At 50.2% G+C, this 21,298-nt stretch carries 17 protein-coding genes and 1 tRNA gene; 10 read left to right on the top strand and 8 right to left on the bottom strand.

Features of this window, described 5'->3' with window-relative positions:
• The first annotated feature begins 6 nt into the window (after positions 1-6).
• Positions 7-1,857: a hypothetical protein gene (locus HZB75_03445; GenBank protein QQG50563.1), complete on the top strand. Its 1,851-nt coding sequence runs from the start codon at positions 7-9 to the stop codon at positions 1,855-1,857.
• A 3-nt stretch (positions 1,858-1,860) separates the two neighbouring features.
• Here the strand turns inward: HZB75_03445 and HZB75_03440 are convergent, their stop codons facing one another.
• Both HZB75_03440 and HZB75_03435 read right to left on the bottom strand, forming a co-directional pair.
• The gene (locus HZB75_03440) at positions 1,861-2,820 is read right to left on the bottom strand and encodes a tRNA-dihydrouridine synthase (protein QQG50562.1); all 960 of its coding nucleotides are present in this window, start codon (positions 2,818-2,820) and stop codon (positions 1,861-1,863) included.
• Between the two features lie 40 nt (positions 2,821-2,860).
• A complete protein-coding gene (locus tag HZB75_03435) occupies positions 2,861-4,093 on the bottom strand; it encodes a hypothetical protein (GenBank protein QQG50561.1) in 1,233 nt (410 codons plus the stop codon).
• A gap of 563 nt (positions 4,094-4,656) precedes the next feature.
• Between HZB75_03435 and HZB75_03430 the strand changes: the two genes are divergently transcribed.
• Positions 4,657-4,884, top strand: coding sequence for a hypothetical protein (locus HZB75_03430; protein QQG50560.1), 228 nt, complete (start codon positions 4,657-4,659; stop codon positions 4,882-4,884).
• A 120-nt stretch (positions 4,885-5,004) separates the two neighbouring features.
• Here the strand turns inward: HZB75_03430 and HZB75_03425 are convergent, their stop codons facing one another.
• Positions 5,005-8,286, bottom strand: a complete 3,282-nt coding sequence (locus tag HZB75_03425) for an ATP-dependent helicase (GenBank protein ID QQG50559.1) — start codon at positions 8,284-8,286, stop codon at positions 5,005-5,007.
• A 126-nt stretch (positions 8,287-8,412) separates the two neighbouring features.
• Between HZB75_03425 and HZB75_03420 the strand changes: the two genes are divergently transcribed.
• Complete coding sequence (locus HZB75_03420; GenBank protein ID QQG50558.1) at positions 8,413-8,565, top strand: hypothetical protein; 153 nt, start codon at positions 8,413-8,415, stop codon at positions 8,563-8,565.
• A 177-nt stretch (positions 8,566-8,742) separates the two neighbouring features.
• On the opposite strand, the gene HZB75_03415 is transcribed toward HZB75_03420, so the two are convergent.
• Positions 8,743-8,901, bottom strand: a complete 159-nt coding sequence (locus tag HZB75_03415) for a hypothetical protein (protein QQG50557.1) — start codon at positions 8,899-8,901, stop codon at positions 8,743-8,745.
• Positions 8,902-9,201: 300 nt separating this feature from the next.
• Between HZB75_03415 and HZB75_03410 the strand changes: the two genes are divergently transcribed.
• Positions 9,202-9,690 carry a hypothetical protein gene (locus HZB75_03410; protein ID QQG50556.1) on the top strand — a complete coding sequence of 163 codons (489 nt, stop codon included), beginning with the start codon at positions 9,202-9,204 and terminating at the stop codon, positions 9,688-9,690.
• Here HZB75_03410 and HZB75_03405 read toward each other — a convergent pair.
• Genes HZB75_03405 through HZB75_03395 form a run of 3 tightly spaced genes read right to left on the bottom strand, consistent with a single transcriptional unit; the run spans position 9,687 to position 14,142 of the window.
• Positions 9,687-10,550, bottom strand: coding sequence for a hypothetical protein (locus HZB75_03405; GenBank protein QQG50555.1), 864 nt, complete (start codon positions 10,548-10,550; stop codon positions 9,687-9,689). The genes HZB75_03410 and HZB75_03405 overlap by 4 nt on opposite strands.
• A gap of 11 nt (positions 10,551-10,561) precedes the next feature.
• Positions 10,562-11,857: a class I SAM-dependent RNA methyltransferase gene (locus HZB75_03400; GenBank protein QQG50554.1), complete on the bottom strand. Its 1,296-nt coding sequence runs from the start codon at positions 11,855-11,857 to the stop codon at positions 10,562-10,564.
• Positions 11,858-11,913: 56 nt separating this feature from the next.
• Entirely contained in the window at positions 11,914-14,142 is a 2,229-nt protein-coding gene (locus HZB75_03395) for an excinuclease ABC subunit UvrA (protein QQG50553.1), read from the bottom strand.
• Positions 14,143-14,257: 115 nt separating this feature from the next.
• On the opposite strand from HZB75_03395, the gene HZB75_03390 reads away from it, so the two are divergent.
• Together HZB75_03390 and HZB75_03385 are read left to right on the top strand one after the other, a co-directional pair.
• A tRNA-Gln gene (locus HZB75_03390) sits at positions 14,258-14,332 on the top strand.
• Positions 14,333-14,833: 501 nt separating this feature from the next.
• Positions 14,834-17,146 carry an SGNH/GDSL hydrolase family protein gene (locus HZB75_03385; protein ID QQG50552.1) on the top strand — a complete coding sequence of 771 codons (2,313 nt, stop codon included), beginning with the start codon at positions 14,834-14,836 and terminating at the stop codon, positions 17,144-17,146.
• 653 nt (positions 17,147-17,799) lie between these two features.
• Here HZB75_03385 and HZB75_03380 read toward each other — a convergent pair.
• Positions 17,800-18,063, bottom strand: coding sequence for a hypothetical protein (locus HZB75_03380; GenBank protein QQG50551.1), 264 nt, complete (start codon positions 18,061-18,063; stop codon positions 17,800-17,802).
• Between the two features lie 225 nt (positions 18,064-18,288).
• On the opposite strand from HZB75_03380, the gene HZB75_03375 reads away from it, so the two are divergent.
• The 4 genes from HZB75_03375 to HZB75_03360 are packed head-to-tail and all read left to right on the top strand — an operon-like array spanning position 18,289 to position 21,269.
• A complete protein-coding gene (locus HZB75_03375) occupies positions 18,289-18,621 on the top strand; it encodes a hypothetical protein (GenBank protein ID QQG50550.1) in 333 nt (110 codons plus the stop codon).
• The gene (locus tag HZB75_03370; protein QQG50549.1) at positions 18,621-20,216 is read left to right on the top strand and encodes a hypothetical protein; all 1,596 of its coding nucleotides are present in this window, start codon (positions 18,621-18,623) and stop codon (positions 20,214-20,216) included. Before HZB75_03375 ends, HZB75_03370 begins: the two co-directional genes overlap by 1 nt.
• 38 nt (positions 20,217-20,254) lie before the next feature.
• Positions 20,255-20,551 (top strand): hypothetical protein, encoded by a 297-nt coding sequence (locus tag HZB75_03365; protein QQG50548.1) that lies wholly within the window; start codon positions 20,255-20,257, stop codon positions 20,549-20,551.
• Positions 20,552-20,591: 40 nt separating this feature from the next.
• Positions 20,592-21,269 carry an AraC family transcriptional regulator gene (locus tag HZB75_03360; protein ID QQG50547.1) on the top strand — a complete coding sequence of 226 codons (678 nt, stop codon included), beginning with the start codon at positions 20,592-20,594 and terminating at the stop codon, positions 21,267-21,269.
• Positions 21,270-21,298 lie beyond the last annotated feature (29 nt).

Below are 21,298 nucleotides of genomic sequence, written 5' to 3'. Positions count from 1 at the left end.
TAAAATATGTTAATACAATTTCTCACCGCATTGCTGCTTGTTCCGATTCTTGGCTTTATTGTCTGTATTTTTACGCCACGAAAATGGGAACGCACGATTTTTGGAGTTGCGATTACGGCGGTGCTTTTAGAGCTCGTTATCTTTGTCTTGTTTGGCTTTCAGTGGCTTAGTGCCGGCGGTTCCCCGGCGTTAGCAAGCGTCGGGTCGCTGCTGATAGGTCATGAATATGTGTTTAATCTCGACTTCTATTTTGATAGTCTGGCGGCAACATTCTTAGGCGTGGCCCTTGTTATGACTACCCTTATCTTCATTTTTAGCAAGTATTATTTGCACCGCGAACAAGGGTTTAAGAGATTCTATAGTACCATCCTTCTCTTTTTTATCGGATTGTCTCTTATAATTCTTGCTGGCAATTTTGAAGTCCTTTTTGTTGGTTGGGAACTTATCGGAATTAGCACGGTACTGCTCATTGCCTTTTATAGGGATCGCTTTTTGCCAACGCGAAACGCATTAAAAGTCTTTTCTGTGTATCGAATTGGCGACGCTTTTTTGCTTGCGGCCATATGGTATGCGCATCATATCTTCGAGAAAAGTGCGAACTTTTCAGAGTTTTCTGAGCTTGCGGCGCATCATGGAGACAGTATTCTTATCCTCGGCCTTCTGCTATTAATGGTGGCTATGATAAAGTCGGCGCAATTTCCGTTTTCGTACTGGTTGCCGCGCGCCATGGAAGGACCTACATCGTCGAGTGCGATTTTTTATGGCGCACTTTCGGTGCATATGGGGCTTTTCCTACTCCTACGAACATTCCCTCTATGGGAAGATAACATGTGGCTCCGAATCGCGGTTGCGGTTGTTGGTCTTGTTACTGCAGTTGTCGCATCGTCTATCGCGAGGGTTCAATCATCTGTGAAAACGCAGATTGCCTACGCTTCAATTACGCAGATTGGCATAATGTTTATAGAACTTGCCGCCGGACTTCACTGGCTCGCCCTACTTCATTTTGTAAGTAACGCTTCACTTCGAACGTATCAGCTGCTTATTTCGCCATCAGTCGTTGGCTATCTTGTTCACGACCAGTTCTTTCACTTTGTGGCCCCTGTCCAAAAAATCAAGAACACGTTTTTGGGAAAGCTGCGTGCTGCATTGTATGTTTTGGGTATCAAGGAATGGAACATGAACGCTACCGTTAGCTACTACGTATGGAAGCCGTTGAAGTTCGTTGGCCGGACATTAGCCGTTCTTGATACAGCCCCAGCTCAGATTATATCGGTGATTGTATTTCTGGCTGTTCTTGCTAGTGCTGCGCTTGCTCATTTTTCCGCTGGCTGGCTGCTTGTCGTTTCTACAATCGCCGCGGTCGTTAGTTGTGGCTTTTATATACGGGCGTATACAACAAAAAATGCAGCAAAAATATGTTGGAATCTTATAATGTTAGGAAATCTATTCAGTATATTATTCTTAGTCTTAGCGTCTGCTGGAAGCTGGGAGTATCTAGCTATGTATGGTGTCGGGGTACTGGCGGCATTTATAGTAGGTCATGCATGCCTTTGGTATCTAGAAGCGAAAGGCGAACAAACCGCACTGCGTGATTACCATGGTTCTATATATGCATTTACAAAGCTAGGCAACATCTTCTTTATTGTTGCGCTTCTCTTTATGGCGTTTCCTATTAGCCCATCGTTCTTAGCGCAGGATGTCCTTTTAAGCTCGATTCCCGAGAGTCAAGCGTTTCTAGTGGTGCTCTTCTGCTTCTCATATTTACTTGTGGGGGTAAGTACCATACGGCTTTACACCAAGGTATTCTTTGGTCCACACAAAACAAGCCACCACGAAATAGCCTACCGGTCGTCATAACAGCTAAAGAGACGGCTGCTTGCTAATCAAAGCACGGGCTTCGTCCGTGCTTTTTGTGTGCATTAGCTGCTCACGTAGCTCACTTGCGCCAGGAAAGTCACGAATATAAATCTTGAAAAAGCGTTTTAGGGGTTCGAAGTTACGTGGCTCGAGTTCGCGTGAGTATTTATCGAACAAGTCGAGGTGGTGTTGAAGTAGCCGCACAAGCTCTTCTCTTGAATGTTCTTTTTGCTCGGTTTCGAACGCAAATGGGTTTGTAAAAATGCCACGACCAATCATAATACCATCGACGCCATATGTTTGCACAAGCTCTTCGCCGTGCTGACGGTTGTGGATGTCGCCGTTGATCGTAAGGAGTGTTTGCGGCGCTATCTTGTCGCGGAGCGCTTTGATCTCGGGAATCATCTCGTAGTGGGCGTCTACTTTGCTCATCTCTTTTCGGGTGCGCAGGTGAATCGTAAGGTTAACGATATCTTGCTTTAAAATGTGTGTTAGCCACTCAAGCCATTCATCTTTCGAGCTATAGCCTAGGCGGGTTTTAACACTTACTGGCAATCCACCTTGTTTTGCGGCTGCAATAAGTTCGGCGGCAAGCTCGGGATTTTTGATAAGCGCGCTTCCTGCCCCGCCCTTAACGACAGACTTATCGGGGCAGCCCATGTTTATATCAATGCCGCTATATCCCATGTCGGCTAGCCCGTGGGCCATTTGCGCGAATTCATGAGGACGACTCCCCCATATTTGGGCGACCATTGGCTGTTCATCGCTTGTAAACGCTAGGCGTCCGCGAGTGCTGTGAATCCCCTTTGGGCTACAATAACTGCTGGCGTTGGTGAACTCTGTAAAAAATATGTCGGGACGCGCTGCGCTGGCAACAACGTGGCGAAAAACGACGTCAGTCACTGCCTCCATAGGAGCCAGAATAAAAAATGGTCGCGGTAATTCGTTCCAAAAGTTGTGCATAGTATCGATTTATTATATCACAATATATTTTCAATATAAATCAAAGGCGTTCCCAGGTACCCGTGTCTAAATTGGCGATAACACCAAGGTCGGGAGCTTGTACTTGGGTCCAGGTGTTGTTTAGCCAATAGGTTGCGGTTGGCCTAAATGGAAGCGGTCCAAATGTCGACCTGCGGGGCGCAAGACGCCCAATATCGTTGCCTGTAGACGAGAAATTGCTTGGCATGAGCCCGGAGCCATCGAGCCGGAATGCGCGCGCGAATGCTTCGCTGACGCCGTAATAATTATCAAGTTCTTGTGTTGTTGCCCCATTGTGTTCGAAGATATTTACCGCGTAGATACGAATGCCAAGGCTGGTGCGATATGCCCTTGCCTTATCGCCACGGGTTTTTATGTCTGACATGGTGGCAAAATGAGGAGCCGAGTAAGCGTCGCTGTTACATATCCACGATTCTAGCAATACGACATCGCCAGAGTTTGCTGTAGTGGCGATACCACTTGGATTGTAGGTGACATTCACTGCCGAACTAAACGCGTCATCCATGTTCCATACGTTTATAAAGGCATGGCAGTTTTGGGCATGAATATAATCAAGAATTGCGTTTTGGCGTGCCCTGGTAACCCCATAATCGTAGCCAAACAGATCGATAAAAATATTCGTCACGCCGATATCTATCCATTGGTCGATAAGCACTTGAAGTGCGGGTAGAGATAAATTGCTCGTGGTGACGCCGGCATCGATATATCCCCAAATAACAGTATCTGTTCCGATATCGGCAATCTTTTGAAGAATAGCAACCGAACTCGCGTAGTATTGATGCCCTGGGTCCTGCAGTCCGTTGCCGAGAACGACATCGTTAAAGCGTGATAAGTAACCCGCAGCGTAATCATCGCTGTAGGCGGCATTTGCAATGTTTGGCGCAGAATAAAAAATACAAAGCGAACGAAGGCCGTCGCTAGTATCTGGTATAATGCCGCTTGCGAGCTTTGCACTGGTGACAGATCCATCGGCAATTTGCGTGCCAGTAACTGCGCCCGCGGCTATTTTGCCTGTCGTGACGGCATTAGCTGTCAAATGATCTGCTGTTACGCTGTTATCTTGTAACTTTGTACCGTCTACGGAATTATCAGTCAGCTGGGTTGTGTCTACCGTTCCGGCTTTTAGTAGACCGGCACCAGTAAGGGATTGCGACAAAAAATCGTTTAATACGTCGCCCCATACGTTCTCGTCTTGCCCAGGTTGCGGAAGTCGTGCCATAATTTCTTCTATCATATCACACCATAAGCACCTAGGGCATTCGTTCGCTTTCCTCCGAGACAACATCTCGAGGAGGAAAGCGAACGCCGCCGCGGTTGCCTATTTGGGATTGACTTTGCATTTGACGATTGTGCATTTGGCCCCTCGGCAAGTCTGGCACTTGCTGAAGGTGGTGTATCGTTTTTGACAGCAGGGACATAGCTTTACCTCCGGATCGGGTAACCGCGATCCAGACGTGGACTCACTCATGTCTCCTCCTCGGTTTTCGGTCGTTCGTGAGGGGGCAGCGCCCTTGTGGCGGCTCGCCCCATTTCGTCATCGCGCTTGCACACTTCTCGGACGATCTCGCGATCCTCCTCGTTGCCAACGCCATGGCGCACGGCGGAAATAGCCGCCCATATCTGGTTGTCGTTTGATTTTGGCATGCTCTTCCCCTATCCAAGGTCCGCTTGCGGCACTCCAAAAAAGGAGCATACTTGTTAGTATACGCCGACCATGTGTATATACAACGTCTCCCGCTATTCACAATGTCGTATTATGAACAATGAGAGACGGACAGGAATAGTCCGATTTTGCGAATGGACAGGGGTGTCCAGACGTCTCAAGCACCGCTAGGTGCGGGTGGCGCAGCTCGGCTTGTGGCCGGTGTTGCTGCACGCGTTGCACGTCAGGGCGCCTGCGATTCCCCGGTGGGTGTTGTCGCAGCACCACTGGCAGTCGGATGTCAGCTTCTTGCTGGCATCGACATTAGCCGGCTTCGTGCGCGGTTTCGCGGACATGCCGCTCACCGTCCTCTCGAAATGTAGCGCACGCAATGAGTATGCGTACTATTCCTGTCGGGCCCGTGAGTATTCGCTCGACCGAAGTCAAAAAAAGCTCAGAGCACTATCTATAATAGAATAAAATCTAGTATTAGTCAATAAGCTCTATGATTCGAGAAGATCAGCTTCAAACTGTAGCATACCTTTGTATGACGGCTCGTAGTGGCTTGTATCCGGGAGGTCGAGAGTAATGATATGTTGCCAGATTTTTTGAATAAGTAGTGCGAACTGATCAAGATCGTCGCTACTAAACTGCGCTTCGAGTGCAATGATTTCGCCGGATTGTGTTGGCTCGACAAATTGCAAAATCCCCTTTTCGTGCGTGTATTTATTGAAATCACGCGAATGTTTAATAAGAAGGTTGTAGAACATGAGCTGCTGTTTGTACTTGTGAAGTTTAATTTTTTCGTAGTCGGTTTTGCCGGTCCAGCTACGAAGCGGTTTGCCTGTTTTGTAGTCGGTAACGATAATCGAATCACCGTTAAAATCAACAAGGTCAAGTGAGCCCGTGAGGTGCGCTTCGCCTAGGAACACGCCTTGGTTTGCAAAACTTAGCTCGGTTTTTTGGGTAGGTGCGAACTCTTTTAGCTTGGCATCGAGGAACACCGATAATGTGTCGCTGCCCTTTTGTGAATAGGTTTGGAAGTCTTTGTCGTCGAGCCGCTGCGCTTTTAAGTTCTCTTCGAAATCATGAAGAATGTCTTCTATTGGCCGGTGTTTGCCGGTGGCGGTAAGATGCGAATGTGCCTGCTGAAGCGTAGCGTGAATTGCCGAACCGTACGCGGCGCTTGGGCTAATCGCCTGCGGAAAACGCAAAAGATTATTCATAAGGAACGCTTCTGGTCCGCCGCGCGACACATCAAGAAAATTGTTTAAGTGGGTGCTGCTAAGTTTGTAGTTTTCGAGGACTGGCGCCAAAAGCTCGCGCATCGTGGGCTTAATCGGCGAAACAAGTGGCTGATACCAGGCGATTTCGGCGTCGTGCACGAGTGTTTCGATAGACGAATGAAGATGTGGCTCTGAAGCAATCCATAGGTCGCCTGTTAAAAAACTACCGCGAAGCGTCGATTTATTACTGCTGTCGGTAAGGCTATAGCTTATAACAAGCCGTGCGCGGGCACGTGTCATGGCAACAAAGAACAGGCGCAGGCGCTCGTCGAACGTATCGCCCGACGGTGCCAGTGGAAGGTTTTCGGGGTAGCCAATAAGCCGGCTACGTGTGCGAACGCGCTCGCCCCAGGCGTTATCGACAGCACCCACGATATACACCGTATCAAATTCGAGCCCCTTCGATTTATGAGCGGTCATAAGTGTTACGGCGTCGGTTGCGTGGGTCGATCGCGGGCGAACACTGGTAATAGTGCTGCCTAGGCGCCGGTGCATTCGAATAAATTCAAGGAAAGACTGAATCGTTGGAACGTCTTTTGGCCGGTACTCGCGCAGCTTTGTGCGAATTGTTCGTAGGGCTTCGAGATACGACAGATAGGCATCGGGCTCCTCGGCGATTGTATCCGTATTGAAAAAATATTCGTAGAGGGGCGATATAAACGTGGCGGTCTCGGGCTCTTTTGCGGTAAGACGTGGTGACCCAATAATAACATCGAGCATTTGTTCGAGTGGAGTGTGCGCGAGCATTTGCGATGAAGCTACGAGCCATGCATGCAGCGGAAGGAGGTCTGGCGTGACGGCCATAATTTCCATCCAGGTTTGGTGATTTTGCTGGGAGCGCAGGCTTAGCCGCCAAATCTCTTGAGGGTCAAGTTTAAACGCTGGGTGCGCGAGCATTTGTGGCAACATGCTGTTTGCGTCGGCGTGGCGTTGTTCGTAAAGTGCCACCAGCGTGCCGGCGACATGCTCGATAAGCATGATAATATCCATATCAAGCAGATTGTCGCGGCGCTCGTAATTGACACGGATCCCCTTTTCGGCAAAGTACGGCAGTAGTGCGATAATCTCGTGATGTCGTCGAGCAAGAACAGCGATCGATCCGGCGGATTCGCCATCTTTTAATGCGGCCTCGATACTGCTAGCAAGCCAAGCTCGTTCATCGTTTATCGCGGGTAGCTCTACCAGCTCAACGCTTCCCTGCTCCATGCGGTGTGGGGTAAGTTGTTTGTTGAGTTCGGGAATATGGTTTTCGAGGCGGTCCTGGCCAAGCGTAATAACGCTTCGGGCATGTTCAAGGATAACGCCGCTTGAGCGGTAGTTATCGGTAAGCGTAATAAGCTCGGTCTCGCCAAAGGTGTCACGGAACGTGCTAATATTACCCACATTGGCACCCTGAAAGCTGTAAATCGCTTGGTCGTCGTCGCCAACAACAAGAATATTAGGCCTTCCGTTATTTGCCTCGTTGCTTGTAAGGTCGAACAAAATACGCATTTGCGCCATGTTGGTGTCCTGAAATTCGTCCACCATAATGTACTGGAACTTTTCTTGCAGGTTGAAGCGAAGCTCGGGAAAAACCTCCATGGCATGAACGACGCGCAAAATCATATCGTCGAAATCGTACAGTTCGGCCTCTTGCATGCGTGAAAGATATTGATAATAAATATAACTAACGGCACGAAGTTTCTGGCTGCGACTGCGAGATTTTAGAACAAAGTTTCCCTGCTCATCTTTTTTCATCCAGGTGTTGCGCCAGGCGGTAATTGGTTTTGTCGAATTGGTTGCTTCGCTGGCTGCTATCGCCTCTTCGAGGGCGTCGGCGAGTATGCGCGACAGTAGCGAAATGCCGGGCAGTGTTATTTCGTCGCCACAGGTACGTGCCTGGTCGACAATAGGAATAAGCAGTGGCACAGTGCTTTTTGAAAGCCGGCCGGCAAAAACCTGGGCAAGCAGTGGCTCGACCGTATCGATAACGTGGTCGTTAGCATCAAGAACTGCCAGTAATTCGTCGCTGGTAAGACCACTTCGTTTTAGCTCGGATATAACAGTGAGCGTATCGCCGATATGGGTATATTCGCCGTTCATTTTGCTGGCGAGTGGATTGCTATACTCTAACTCGTCGAAAATCGCGCGAAGTATTTCGTGGCTGCTAAGTTCATCGGCCGCTCTAAAATTGGCGCCGTGATAAAAAAATTCGCCATTTTGATTGATGATTTCTGTACCAAAACTGTGGAATGTATGGATCGCCACTTTGTAAGCGTCGGCTCCAATGATTTTAGTAAGACGCTGGCGCATGGCAGTTGCGCCGCTTTCGGTAAACGTAAGGCACAGAATGTTACTTGGCAGAACGTCGGTTTTTTTAAGAATATTTGCCGCGCGCATGCTGAGTAGCTCGGTTTTGCCGGTTCCTGGCCCGGCAATTACCATAACAGGCCCGTCGATATGATCGACTGCTTGTTTTTGCGCCGGGTTTAGTTTGTTGTAGCGCGTCGTAAAATCCATTATCTCTATTGTAGCGTAAAGTCGTCACTTTAGGTTATAGAGATAGGCGTATGTTTGGCTGCTTGCTTTTCGCCCTAACGGGGCTCATCGGCACGACGATTGTATTCGTGGAAGCAGGCATGGCAAGTGAAAGAAGTAAGAAGACAAGAAGAGGTAGCCAGCGGCTACTGCCACTTGAACACTCATTCTTTTGCTCATCATGCCTGCTCGGCGCTAGGGCTCGACGCTGCCGAGCTTACGACATATTCTGTCGTAGGCACCGTCGTTGGTCGCCCTTAGCGAGACGCGAACGAAGTCGCCGCGGTCGGGAATGGTGACCGGGCCATGTTCGACGTTCTGGAAGTGAATCGGTCCGACCTGAGCGATTGCCGCTCGGATCTCGTCCTCGCTTGTGTTTGGTGGTAGGAAGAGACTGTACTGCTTCATAGTTCGCCTCTCTGAGTTGGCGGGGTGATGTCAGTGGGTCTCGGTGACGGTTGTCACTACCCAGCTCTGCGACTTCCTGTCGTAGGTCTTGGTGACCGACACGAATCCCGGCAGGGACTCGGCGTTGGTGACTGCCTGGTCGGCGTCCTCGCTGGAGAACCCGGAGTTGACGTCGATGTTCTTGACCAAGGTCGTTTCCTTTCGGTATCGTCCCGGCGGGTTGCCGGCTCCTCATGGAGATTGCATGATGAAAATCACACATGACGAACGACGAACATATTGGATATGTGCGCGGTTCGTCTTGCGTGAATCTTCTTTTTTCTTATCACTTGTCAAGGTGTGATTTGGAAATCAATATTCAACAAATCAGATCTATATAATACCACATATGCTTATATATTGCAATAGACGTCTCGTAAATAACACAGATTTGCATATTATGTAATAACATGGTGTCAAAGTGTTACTAAAGTGGTACAATAAGGATATATGCAAGAAGAAGTCTACGATGACATGGCGCTTGAGCGTATATCAAAAGAGCGTTTTGGCCTGGAAGTTGAAATAAGCCAGGTTATTTTGCGGGATATCGAGATCAGCCGCACGACATCTGCTACGGTGTTTCTTACGAAGAAAAAACAGCTTTTGGTATATATTAGTGGCAATTCACGACTGCTTCTTGGTGATATCAAAAAACTTATTGCTCGCATGGGGTTAAAGGCGGAGCTTTATCTGCCGCCAAAAGGACAGCCCGATTATTTTGATGCGGTAGGGCGCGAAAAATTCCGCGATGTTTTTCCGGGCCGTTCGCATATTAGCGACGACGATATTTTGTTTTATCGAACACTCGCGCCGTACAACCCTGCCCTTGTCCTTATTAGCGAAGTGAAAAACGGCGAAATCTATAAATACGACAGCGACTCGCACAGTGGTTGGCGAGTTGCCGCTAAATTTGCGTACCGTCGTATAAAAACAAGCTAGGCTAAAACGTTCGAGCCTACGCCAAGACCGTGGCGCGATGCTGCGCTGTCGCTTTTGTGAAAACCATCGTCGCTCCACTGCACGACAAGTTCGATAAATCGATCACCGTCTTTGCCTGAGCTGCCAATAACGAGTGCCGAAGTGTTTTTTGGTACGTCGGCAAGCCTGCGAACGCAAACGGCAGACTGTCCATCGGCGAGCGTCACAGTCTTGCCTTCTTCGAAATCAATATCCGAGGCGCGAAGTGTTGTTTTTGCATTTCCAAATGCATCAATACACCAGACCATACCGTTTGAATTGTCAAATGTTTCAACTGGGGCGGTCGTTGCGGGAACGTCGCGGCCACTGGTAAGCCAATACGCGGCAAGCGGCAAAAATTCGTAGCTGCGGAACTGTGTTTGACTGACATGAGTCGCCTGTTCCTGGGTGAGCTCACCCCACTCCACGGCAGCTTTCATGACCGTTGGAATATCCATTAGCTGCACATCGCTTACCAGCCCGCGGGCTTTTGCGAGGCCAAGGCTACGGCCGGCGTAGGTGCTAACAACCAGCGTTCCGTTAATACGAAAATAGCAAAACGGCGTGCCGTTATCCCACTTCTTTTTAACCGCATCGCCACGTGGCGCAACATTTACCAAAATAACCGATTCGAGGTTTTTGTCGCTACGGGATTTTGGCAAGTTAGTAAGCGCGTCGAGCTGATCGATAAGATTACCAGCGGCTTCAATATCTGGTGCTTCGCGGCCAACGCCAAGGAATGTTGGCTGAATGCCAAATAAGCTCGAAAAACGCAATTGTTGGCGCGCGCGAGCATTGTCGTCGGCGCAATCGGTAATAATTGCTGCGGTAGTAATGTTCATAGATTCCTCCGTTACTTTAAATCAAGCACAATAAGATGTTCGATATGTGGTGTACGCGGGAAAAAGTTGTAGCCACGGTGCGCGCGAATGCCGTATTTTTCGGCGAGGCGTGCGACGTCGCGTGCCTGAGTAACCGGGTTACAGCTAAGGTAGATGATTCGGGCTGGCTGCGCTTCAAGTAGTTTTTTAACCACGTCTTCGTGCAGGCCTGCGCGTGGCGGGTCCACGATAATCGTCGCGTCGGCAGTGATGTTTTCGAGTACTTGCTCGCTTGGTGCAAGAATCGCTTTTGCCGCGTTTTCGCGTTGCAGCGCAGTAATGTTACGCTCCATTTCGCGGACCGCGTGTTCGTTGATTTCTACCATAGTGATATTGTCGCCGCCAATCGTAAGGCCAATCGTGCCAACGCCGCTATACAAATCGACGGTTGGTTTGCTTGGCTCTACCCACTCTTTCATATCAAGAAGCGCCTGCTCGTATACAGGGATATTAATCTGGAAAAACCCTTCTACGGCATACGTAAACGGAACATCTAAAATCGTGTCGGTAAGCGTTACGGTTCCCCAGCTTTGCATGCGGTGTGTAATAACGCTCGCCGGGCTTTTTGGGTTGCTAAAGATAAGCTCGAAGCCTGCAATGCCCAGCGATTTTAGCTCGTCTTCGGTAAATACGGCAAATTCTTCGTCTTTTACGTATAGTTGGGCAACGGTATTGCCGTTTTGATCGCAGCGGATGATAACGGTTTTAAGCGTAAATGCCTGAGTGCCGCGTGCGCGCAAAACGTCGCGAACAGCATGTGCAGCAGTGTTGATTGCAGGGTTTGCTAGGCTCGTGCCGTCTACCGGTAGTTTACCGTGCGTGCCACGCCTAAAAAACGCAAGATCCAGCTGTGCGGATTCTTTATCCCACCACCAGCTGAATTCGATTTTATTGCGATAGGCAAGCTCGCGGCCGTCGGTATAGACATCGATAGGTTCGGGTACAACAATATCGTGAAGTTCAAATGCTTCCTCGATAAGCGCTGCTTTGTAGTGCTGCTCGGCGTCAAAGGTCATGATTTGCCACGGGCTGGTAGAAAGATAACTTTCGCCGTCGACTGGTTCGACACGCTGGGCGCTGGGTTCGTGTACTTCGGTAACGATACCTTCAATAAAGCTCGACTTCTTTTTCGTAACAAGAATATCTACCTTCTCGCCAGGTAGTCCGCCCCATACCAGGGCTTTCTTGCCGTAGTCGAGCTGCCCAAGGGTCTGCCCGCCGCCAATGATTTTATCTAGGGTGAGCGTTTTAATAAGTGGTTGTTTCATATCTATTCAGTATATGCAATTTATTGTATAAGTGAAAGCTACAAAACTGTAAGCTACTAGATATACTTTGCGGTAATTGAACGCTCGATCTTTTTAAGGTCGCTTGGCGTGCCTTCAAACACTACCTCTCCACCACCCGATCCAGCCTCGGGACCGATGTCGATAATCCAATCTGCCTGACGAATAACATCGATATTATGCTCGATAACGACCACGGTGTTGCCACTATCGACAAGACGGTTCAAAATCGCCAGCAGGTGTGCGATATCAGAGGTGTGAAGCCCTGTCGTTGGCTCGTCGAGCACATAGATACTGCCCTCTTTGTGAAGCTCGCCGGCGAGTTTTATACGCTGGCACTCACCGCCCGAAAGCGTGCTAAGCGGCTGTCCGAGCGTAAGGTAGTCGAGTCCGACATCGTGAAGTGCCTGTAGCTGCTTGCTTACCTCACGGTTTTCAAAAAAGTCTACGGCGTCACTAATCGTCATGTCCAGAACGTCGGTAATATTTTTGCCGTTTAGCGTGTAGCCGAGTACTTCTTCTTTAAATCGCTTGCCTTCGCAAATCTCGCAGAGCACCTTTGCCTCTTCAACATACGCAAGCTCAACGGCGACATAGCCTGTTCCCTGGCAGTTTTCGCATGCGCCCTTAGAGTTGAAGCTAAACAGGCTTGCGTCGACATTGTTTGCTTTTGCAAAACTTTTGCGAATCGCATCCATCACGCCGGTGTATGTAAGAACATTCGACCTGCTAGAGGCGGATACTGGCGCTTGATCGATAACGATTGAATCTGGGTAGTTGCGCACGAAAGTCTGGTTGATAAGCGAGCTTTTACCCGACCCGGCCACGCCAGTTACGGCGGTAAGAACTCCTTTTGGAATATCAACGCTGACGTTTTTCAGGTTGTTCGTGGTGGCGCCGCTAATAGAAAGCGCGCCTTTGCCGGTGCGGACATCTGTTTTAATTGGCAGTTCATTGTTAAGTGCTGTGCCGGTAAGAGTCGAAGATTTTAGGAGGTCGGCGTAGCTTCCCTCGAACATAATTTGCCCACCGCCCGATCCTGCCTTTGGCCCAACATCAACAACGTGATCGGCAACTTTAATAACATCTGGGTCGTGTTCGACCACAATAACCGTATTGCCTAGATCTCGTAATTTTTTAAGTAGTTCGTTTAAGCGGTGAACGTCGCGTGGGTGCAGACCGACACTTGGTTCATCGAAAATATACATAACGTCGCTAAGCGTGCCGTTGAGGTACTTCACAATTTTGATACGCTGCGATTCACCGCCCGAAAGCGTATCGGTGGCGCGGTCGAGGCTTAGGTAATCGAGGCCGATATCCACCAAATGCTCTAGGCGCTCAAGTAGCATTGCTTTTAGATTTGCAACGCGCGGTTCATCGATTGCCCGTATCGTTTCGATAAGTGTATCTACCTGCATGGCAGACAGGTCGGCGATATTGTAACCGTTAATTTTGCTAGCAAGCGCCTCTTGGCTAAGGCGCGCGCCGTGGCAAAGCGTACACATTCCCATGCTAAGGTATGGTTTTACCGCTTTTTGCGTGCGCTCCGAAAGCGTTGTAAGATCGCGCATGATATATTTATGCGCAAATCTGTCGGCGATCCCTTCCATTGTTAGGTTCATGCCGGCCATTTTTACCTTTTGCGGTTTGCCGTGCAGCAGCTCGTTCATCTCGGCTTCGGTAAAGTCACTTAGTTTTTTGTCGTTGTCGAACACGCCAGACTCTACAATAACTTTCCAGTACCAGCCGTCGACCGCATAGTCGGGCATTTTTATCGCCCCTTCGTTAAGCGATTTTGAATAGTCGAGCGCGGCGTCGGTATCAAGCGCCATTTGGCGGCCAAGTCCCTTACATTCCGGGCACATGCCCTGCGGGTTGTTAAACGAAAACAGATAGACATGTTCGAGGTTTGGCTGTCCAATCCTTGCAAATAGCCGTCGCAAAATAGAGGCAATGTCAGTTACGGTGCCAACGGTCGAGCTAGACCCACCACCAAGTTTGCGCTGGTCAACAATAACCGGCATATTAAGGTTTTCAATTCTGTCGGCCTCGGGCTGCTTTACCTTAGGTAAAAACGTGCGGATAAACATACTAAAGTTTTCATTTAGCAGGCGCTGAGCTTCGGCGGCGACCGTATCGAATACGATCGAAGACTTGCCCGATCCCGAAACACCGGTAAAGATGGTAATTTTGCGTTTTGGTATGCGAAGCGACACGTTTTTAAGGTTGTTTTCGCGCGCGCCAACGATCTCTATAAATTCTTCCATCTTCGCTCCTTTTTTATTCGGGGTATCAAATAATAATATCGCAGCTTGGCGCATATGACTACCCTCGCCAGCCTATGGATTTAATAGATGAGAATATGGTATACTAGCAAAGCTTTGGGGTGTCGCCAAGTGGTAAGGCACATGGTTTTGGTCCATGCATTCGGGGGTTCGAATCCCTCCACCCCAGCCAAGAAAAGAGTCGAGCATTTGCTCGGCTTTTTTCTTGATTTGTGGCTGAGGTTTTGAATCCCCGGTTTTGCTAAAGCAAAACGACGCGGGGTTCGGCGAAGTGAGCAAAATGAAGAAAAGCAGCGCTAGCTATTTTTCTGAATGCGCGAACGGAGGAGGCTTTAGCCGATATCCCTCCTGCTTGTAAAAAAGATAGTCGTCTGTGTTGGGTGAGGTCCTTTATGGAATCCCTCCACCCCAGCCAAGAAATCATTACAGATATAAAAATGCTTGAAAGATAGCATTTTTTTATTTCTCATAAATCCAATCCAGCTGTTATGTGGGCTCGAATCCTTATCGCGGATCATGCACCTCTATACAAAAAATGGATATAATGGTATAAGTAATACGACTCTTCAGTCGCAACAGGACGAACAGGATGGGTGTGCCGTAAGGCGCTCCTTTTTTTGTTTGTCTCGCTCATCAACAATTCGGTTCAACAAGCGAAAGATGGTGGAACGTCATGCAAAAGTCACGACGCACACCAGTACTGCTGAGTCTCCTCAGCTTGCTGGCGTCGCTGATGATCCTGATCCCTTCGGGGGTCGCCAACGCGGCGGAATCGATCCCGACCCTGCAGTGGCCTTCGGTCACTATCGGGGCGACGGACGGCTCTCCCGTGACGAGTCCCAACGGTGACATTACCGTACCCTGCCAGCCTGGAAGTTCTGGAAGTGACCTGGTCACCTACGGCGCTACCGGGCAGCTGGTGCGCCAGATCGACCGAACCACGGTCGTCGACGGCGTCCCGAACTGCATCACTGCGCCGACCGCCGACAAGAACGGTCACGTCTACGGACGGCCGTACGGCAAGGTCGGTAGCACGTGGAAGTTCGGGGCAAACCTGCTGGCGTACAACGGCAACACGCTGAAGTGGAAATACCCACTGGCGTGTAGCTCGGGCGTACCGTCCTACGAGGTCGGTGCCAACGGCAACATCTACTCGACCGCAAGGATGAGTGATGGATCGGTGCATCTCATCGGGCTCAGCCCGGAGGTCGCGGTCGGCCAGACGGAGCCCACCAAGGTTCTGGACATCTCTATCCCGACGAACTGCACCACGATTCTCCGTACCTACAAGGACGGCGTCGTGGTGCACGCTCAGTCGGGTGGACACGCTCTGTACTACAGCTACGGCGGCAAGTTCCTGGGGCAGGCCACTATCGGCTCGCTCTGGGATGAGAAGATCGACGCCGAAGGGCGTCTCTTCGTCGCATCCGTGATGTCCTCGGGCGGTGTGCAGGGTTACGGGGTCTCAAGGTACGATCCCAACAAGGGAGACGTGCGCTGGACGGCCGCCGCTTCAACAACTGGAGCAGCAGTCAATGACATCACGCTGTCACCCCTCCCTGGAGGGGCTGTGGCGGCACTCATCACCGAGCAGAAGATGCTCAGTGGTGGGTTGCCGGCCTCACCGACGGTGTGGGTCAAGACTCTGGTGGTGATCAACGCCGCCGGAGTAAAGGTGTACTCGGAACAACTTGAGAACACCTACGCTGGCGGCACGTTCGGCAACGGCTACCTCGCCTCCGAGAGTGGAGGTAAGGTGGTGGTAACTCGGGAGCTAGCGGTCAATACCGGCCTCAGTAACCCGACAACCGTTCCCGGTGTCGCTGTTCGGGTCTTCGACCCGTCAAGCAACACCTGGACGTACAGTCAGGGCATCATCGGTGATCTGACCAAGTCCGGCGGTCCGAGCGGCTACAAGCTCGAATCCATGGACCTGATCGCCTCGCAACCGGTAAACAACACCCTCTATGTGAGGGCGGAATGCACCAACAACTGCGACGGCAGCAAGAAGCTGTTCGCTGTTGCTGTGACGGGCATGGGCACGAGCTATCCTCAAGGGGATATTCTCGTCGCCAACACTCCGGCGCAACCAGCGCCGGGAGCCTACGTGGCACTTGGCGACTCCTACTCTTCCGGAGAGGGAGTCGAGCCTTTCGAGGACGGTAGCGATACCTCAGCGGACAAGTGTCATCGAAGCGAGCTGGCCTACGCCAAGTTGGTCAGCCGCAATCCAAAGGTCAAGGCTGACCTGACAACGGGAGAGTTCGCGGCATGTTCCGGTGCGAAGACTGAGCATGTTCAGCTCACACCTACGCCCAACGACCCACCCACCTACAACACGGAGCCGCTTCAAGTCACGAACCTGAATGTCAACACGAAGGTCGTGACGATCACGATCGGCGGGAACAACATCGGGTTCGTGGACTTCGGAACGGCGTGCGCCAACCCGACCAGTACCTGTCGAATCGGCAGTAGTGCTCATACCACGGCTGTCGGCAAGATCAACAACGAGCTGCCGTCCGAACTCGAGGATACCTACAGGAAGATTCTCGACGAGGCTCCGGCGGCCCAGGTCTACGTGCTGGACTACCCGCAGGTGGCTCCGATCAAGACGACCGGTGATCCGCAAGACCCTCGATGCTCGTACTTGTACGACAGCGGGTACGACTCGACGGGTACAATCCCGATGTACTGGGCCGACGCTCAAGCGGCTCGCGATGTCGTGACCAAGTTGGACGACAAGATTGCAGACGTCGTCGACACAGTCCGTGGGATCAATACGGACTACTCCCAGCGGCTTCACTACGTGTCTGTCAATGAGAACGGTTCCCCGTTCGATGGACATACTGTGTGTGCTGATCCTGAAAGTTCCTACTTCCACAACCTCGATCAGTGGGCTGGGCATCCGGCCTACACGCTTCACCCGAACGAATATGGTCAGCAGGCCTACGCAGATATTGCAGTGGCTGCGATGCTGACGCCGTAAGACTGAATGACTGAAGAGTCAAAACCCTCAGCTCCAGTTCCGCCAACCAGGTGGAGCTGAGCTGAGGGTTTCTTCATATCATTTTATGTTTTTTCCTATCTAACCCCTAAGGCCGTGGATAGAGATACCGGTAAAAACAATAAGCCAAAAGGCAATAAAGAATAGTAAACCGGCAGCAACTAGTGTTATGCCAAATTTAGCTTCTCGTGACATTTTATTCTCATATATAAAACCTATTGGGAGTATAAATGCTCCGGTGATGATGGGACTGTAAAGTATAAAATTAGCCAATGCCACTCCATCCGCGCAGCTAGTGGGGCTAATTGCGCACGGCAGGTCGCTTAGCCATGTCGTAATTGCAAGAAGCAGAGCCCAACCAAAAGTCAGAATGCTGCCTGCAGTAATTAAGATTGATCTAAGATGCTTTGGTTGTACCGTTGCTTTAGGCTTGTTTATCATAATATTAATACTAGCATCTAAGAGTACGCCATCCAAATACCCTTGAGTAGGAAGAATACGCGCAGATGATTAAAAATGCTATTAAAGGGGTGGGCTGTTTTATGGACTTTGGTGTAAAAGAGGAAACACCCCGGCCACACTACAGGCACGAGGTGTCTCTTGTAGTATGGTGCGGGGTGGAAGCGCGGGCAGCGCTAGATGAAGTTGAGTGGATTGGGGAAGATCGCGTTGCAGAGGACGTCGAACTGTTCGGGCGTCAGGCGTTGACCGTGGGCGTATGTCTGCAGGTCCTCACCCAGTGCATCGACCACTTCCTGAAGGTTGTCGCTCTTTCGCAGAGCGGCAGCGCGATCGATGTCGATCACACCAGCCTCCAGGGCGATCCGAACGCAGTGGTCGCGGAAGCCGCGAGTAAGCACCGTGGCAGCGATCTCCAGTCGGCTCTCTTCTGAACTCATACGAGACTCTCCCGATACGGGGTGTCGGCTTACAGTGTTCATTTTATTTATAACATACTCTAACATATATGTCAATAGAGGTGCTTGCGCACATTGATTGTGGTTGAGGGCTATCCAGCGCTAGCCTGATCCGGAGGGGGTGTGTTCTTGAAACTGGGCGGTTTTTAAATCCATTAGCGTTTTTGCTATACTATCTTTATAGCGTTTAAGTAGAAAGGTAGCATCGTGGCACGATTACCCGAACCAGGCGGTGACGACGGGCAATGGGGGCTCCTTCTTAACGAGTACTTAAGCGTATCGCATAATCCTAGTGGAACACTTAAGGCTGACAGTATTTCGAGTGCCGCTCCCGATGCCTCGTCTTCAACAAAGGGCGTCGTGCAACTTGCTAGTTCCAGCGAAGCTATTGCTGGAACGGATACAACAAAGGCGGTGACTGCTGCCGGGGTGAACGCAGCCATAACTGCGGTTGCGAATCCAATTATTTTCGTTGATGCATTAAGCGAAATTCCTCCGGGAACTCCGGTTGATACGCTGGTAATCGTAAGGGCGGCCTAATGGCGGCGCCATCGGTAGTCGGTTCTTTTACATCTTTCATCGGTGTAACGTCTGCTGGTGTTGCCTTAGTTTCAATTCCCCGCCCTTCTGGTGTCGTAGACGGCGATTATATTGTCGTTTTTGTGCGTAATCAAAGCTCTACGGCATCCGCCGAGCCGTCAAGCCCTGGGTTCGATCACTTAGGAACGGCGTTTCTGGCGAATAATACATCGTTTAGGGTGAACGGATACTATGGTCATGCAGTAACGGACGCCTCGTCTGAGCCTGCTAACTACGTGTTCTCGGTTACTACTACGACCGGAACTAATCGGTGTATAGTCTTGGCATTTATTGTTCGCGGAGTGGATCTTGTGAACCCAGTGGCTGGTTTTTACGATAGTTATAGTGGAAATGCAGTACTAAATGGAGCTTCGGCGACAATTGGCCGAGAGGTTGGATCTTATACGGCTGCCGACCCTCCGGTGCTTGCTCTTTTTGCGGCCGGATCGGAGTTTACGGCAAATAATGACCATATCCCTCTCACGTATCCGACGGGATATACAGAAGCCGCGCAAGCGGTGACATCGGCAAATATTACTGTATCAAGGACATATACTTGGGTGGGTGCTCAAGAGGTGGCTGCATCGCCAGTGGGCGCAGTAAGTATGACTTGGGGTTCCCCAACAGCAGCTGTTGCTCAGGGTATTGCGCTACGAGGGGGTGTCGATCCGCCAGATCCAACTGGAGCGGGATATCCCGAGGCCGATGGCAACGGGGCTGAAACGCGCCTCTACTATACGTCTATAGATGGTCCGCGCACTCCTGCGAACGTTATTCCGGTTCGACGTGGATTTAACTCTGTAGCCGAGATGCTCGCAACCCCTGGGTTTACGTGGGCGCATCGAGGCGGGTCTGCTTCATATCCCGAAATGTCACTCTTTGCCTATACTCAGGCGGTTGTGCGGGGCTACGGTGTGTTGGAAGTTTCGTTAGCCCGAACAAGTGATGGCGTGTGGTTTGGTCTTCACGATATCTCAACCGATCGAACCTCGGGCGGAACCTATGGAAATGCCTCGAGTCAAACATGGGCACAAATTCAAGCGCAGCAAAACCTTATTGGACCTGGCGATCCACAGCCGTATATGCGTTGGGAAGAAATTGTCGCCGCCTACGGAAGCACTCATATTTTTGTTATAGACCCAAAATACACTCTTGGTTCGTACCGAACTGAATTTTTAAACATGGTCTCTAACGACTTGGCCTCTGAAAGAGTGATTATTAAATATAGCGGCGGCGGTTCAGGTGCAACAGCACTATCTACAGCCGCCCAGGCTCTGGGTTTTGAAACGTGGGGCTACTTCTATGCGGAGGATGCGTCGGCTGCCCAAGGAGGCAACGGCAATCTTCAAACCTGGGGTCCTTATTGGACACTTATTGGCATGGTCCGTAGCGCATCGCAGGCTATTTGGAATGAAGCGATTGCACTTGGAAAGCCTGTTATTGGACATGTTATTACCGACCAAGCGACCTACGACGAAGCAATATCGAAGGGCGCTGCAGGGGTTCATGTAAGTGGAGCCTCAGTCGTAGAGCCAGTATCTTGGTGGACGCAGTAGTTACTCCTCTCGATCCGTAATGCTTTATACTAAATGTCATGACAAAACCAAATACAGCTAACAATAGTCTTAAGTACGAGGCACTGACGATCAGTATTACTATCATGGCATTGGCTGTATTGCTTATTGGGTGGGTTGCAATAATTAGCAAAAATGCACTGTACCTAGTGTATGCTCTTCCGTACTCTGTAGCTATAGGATGTTCTTATGCTGTTTTGAAGAATAAGATCAAATCAGAAGTATTAAGGCGGATTATCATCCTTTTGGATATTATTGGCGTGGGGTCGGTACTCTATTTCCTTTGGATATATATTACGTTCGTGAATACCTTTTAGTAGATAAGCCCCTGAACATACTTTCGTATAGAATAGATACATGACCCAAAAACACACCAGCCGGTTGTCGGCGAGCCCTTTAATTGCCCGCGTGTGGCATACGCAAAACATTACCGATGGCGTGTATATTGCAACGCCCGATTGCGCGTGGGATTTGCTTGCCCTGCAATTGCAAGATGGCACCCGGATGATGATGCTCGCGGGACAACAGACGAAGTATTTGCCTGTGCCCTACGCTGCTGGCACAAGCGCTGTAGTTATTTCTTTTACGGCAAGTGCGTACTTGGCGGGATTTAAGGGTGATGAATTGGTCGATGCGACAATTATGTTGCCAAACGATACTGCGGGGCGTTTTATTTTGCTGGATCATGCATTTGAGTTTCCCGAATACGACACGGCAGAAAAACTTGTAGAGGCAATGGTTTCTGCGGGGATTTTGAAGCAAGATGATGTAGTGGCTTCGGTACTCGAAGGCCGCCCCAAAGCTATGTCGAGTCGCACGATGCAGCGGCATTTCCACGAGGTGACGGGCATTAGTCGTAAGGCGCTGGGCAAAATACGGCGAGCGCAAGACGCAGTGGCAATGCTACAGGCCGGAACGGTAACCGCCGAAGTGGCGGCCGAGGTGGGCTATACTGATCAGTCCCACCTTACCAAAGATCTCAAAAAGATCATGGGCGCGGGATCGTCGGCCACCGGCTATATTCACAAGTTATAGATTGTCGTTTTTTTACAAAACTCACCCTT

The organism is Candidatus Saccharibacteria bacterium, from assembly GCA_016432585.1.
Lineage (GTDB): Bacteria > Patescibacteriota > Saccharimonadia > Saccharimonadales > Saccharimonadaceae.
This window is presented reverse-complemented; position numbering and strand designations above follow the sequence as displayed.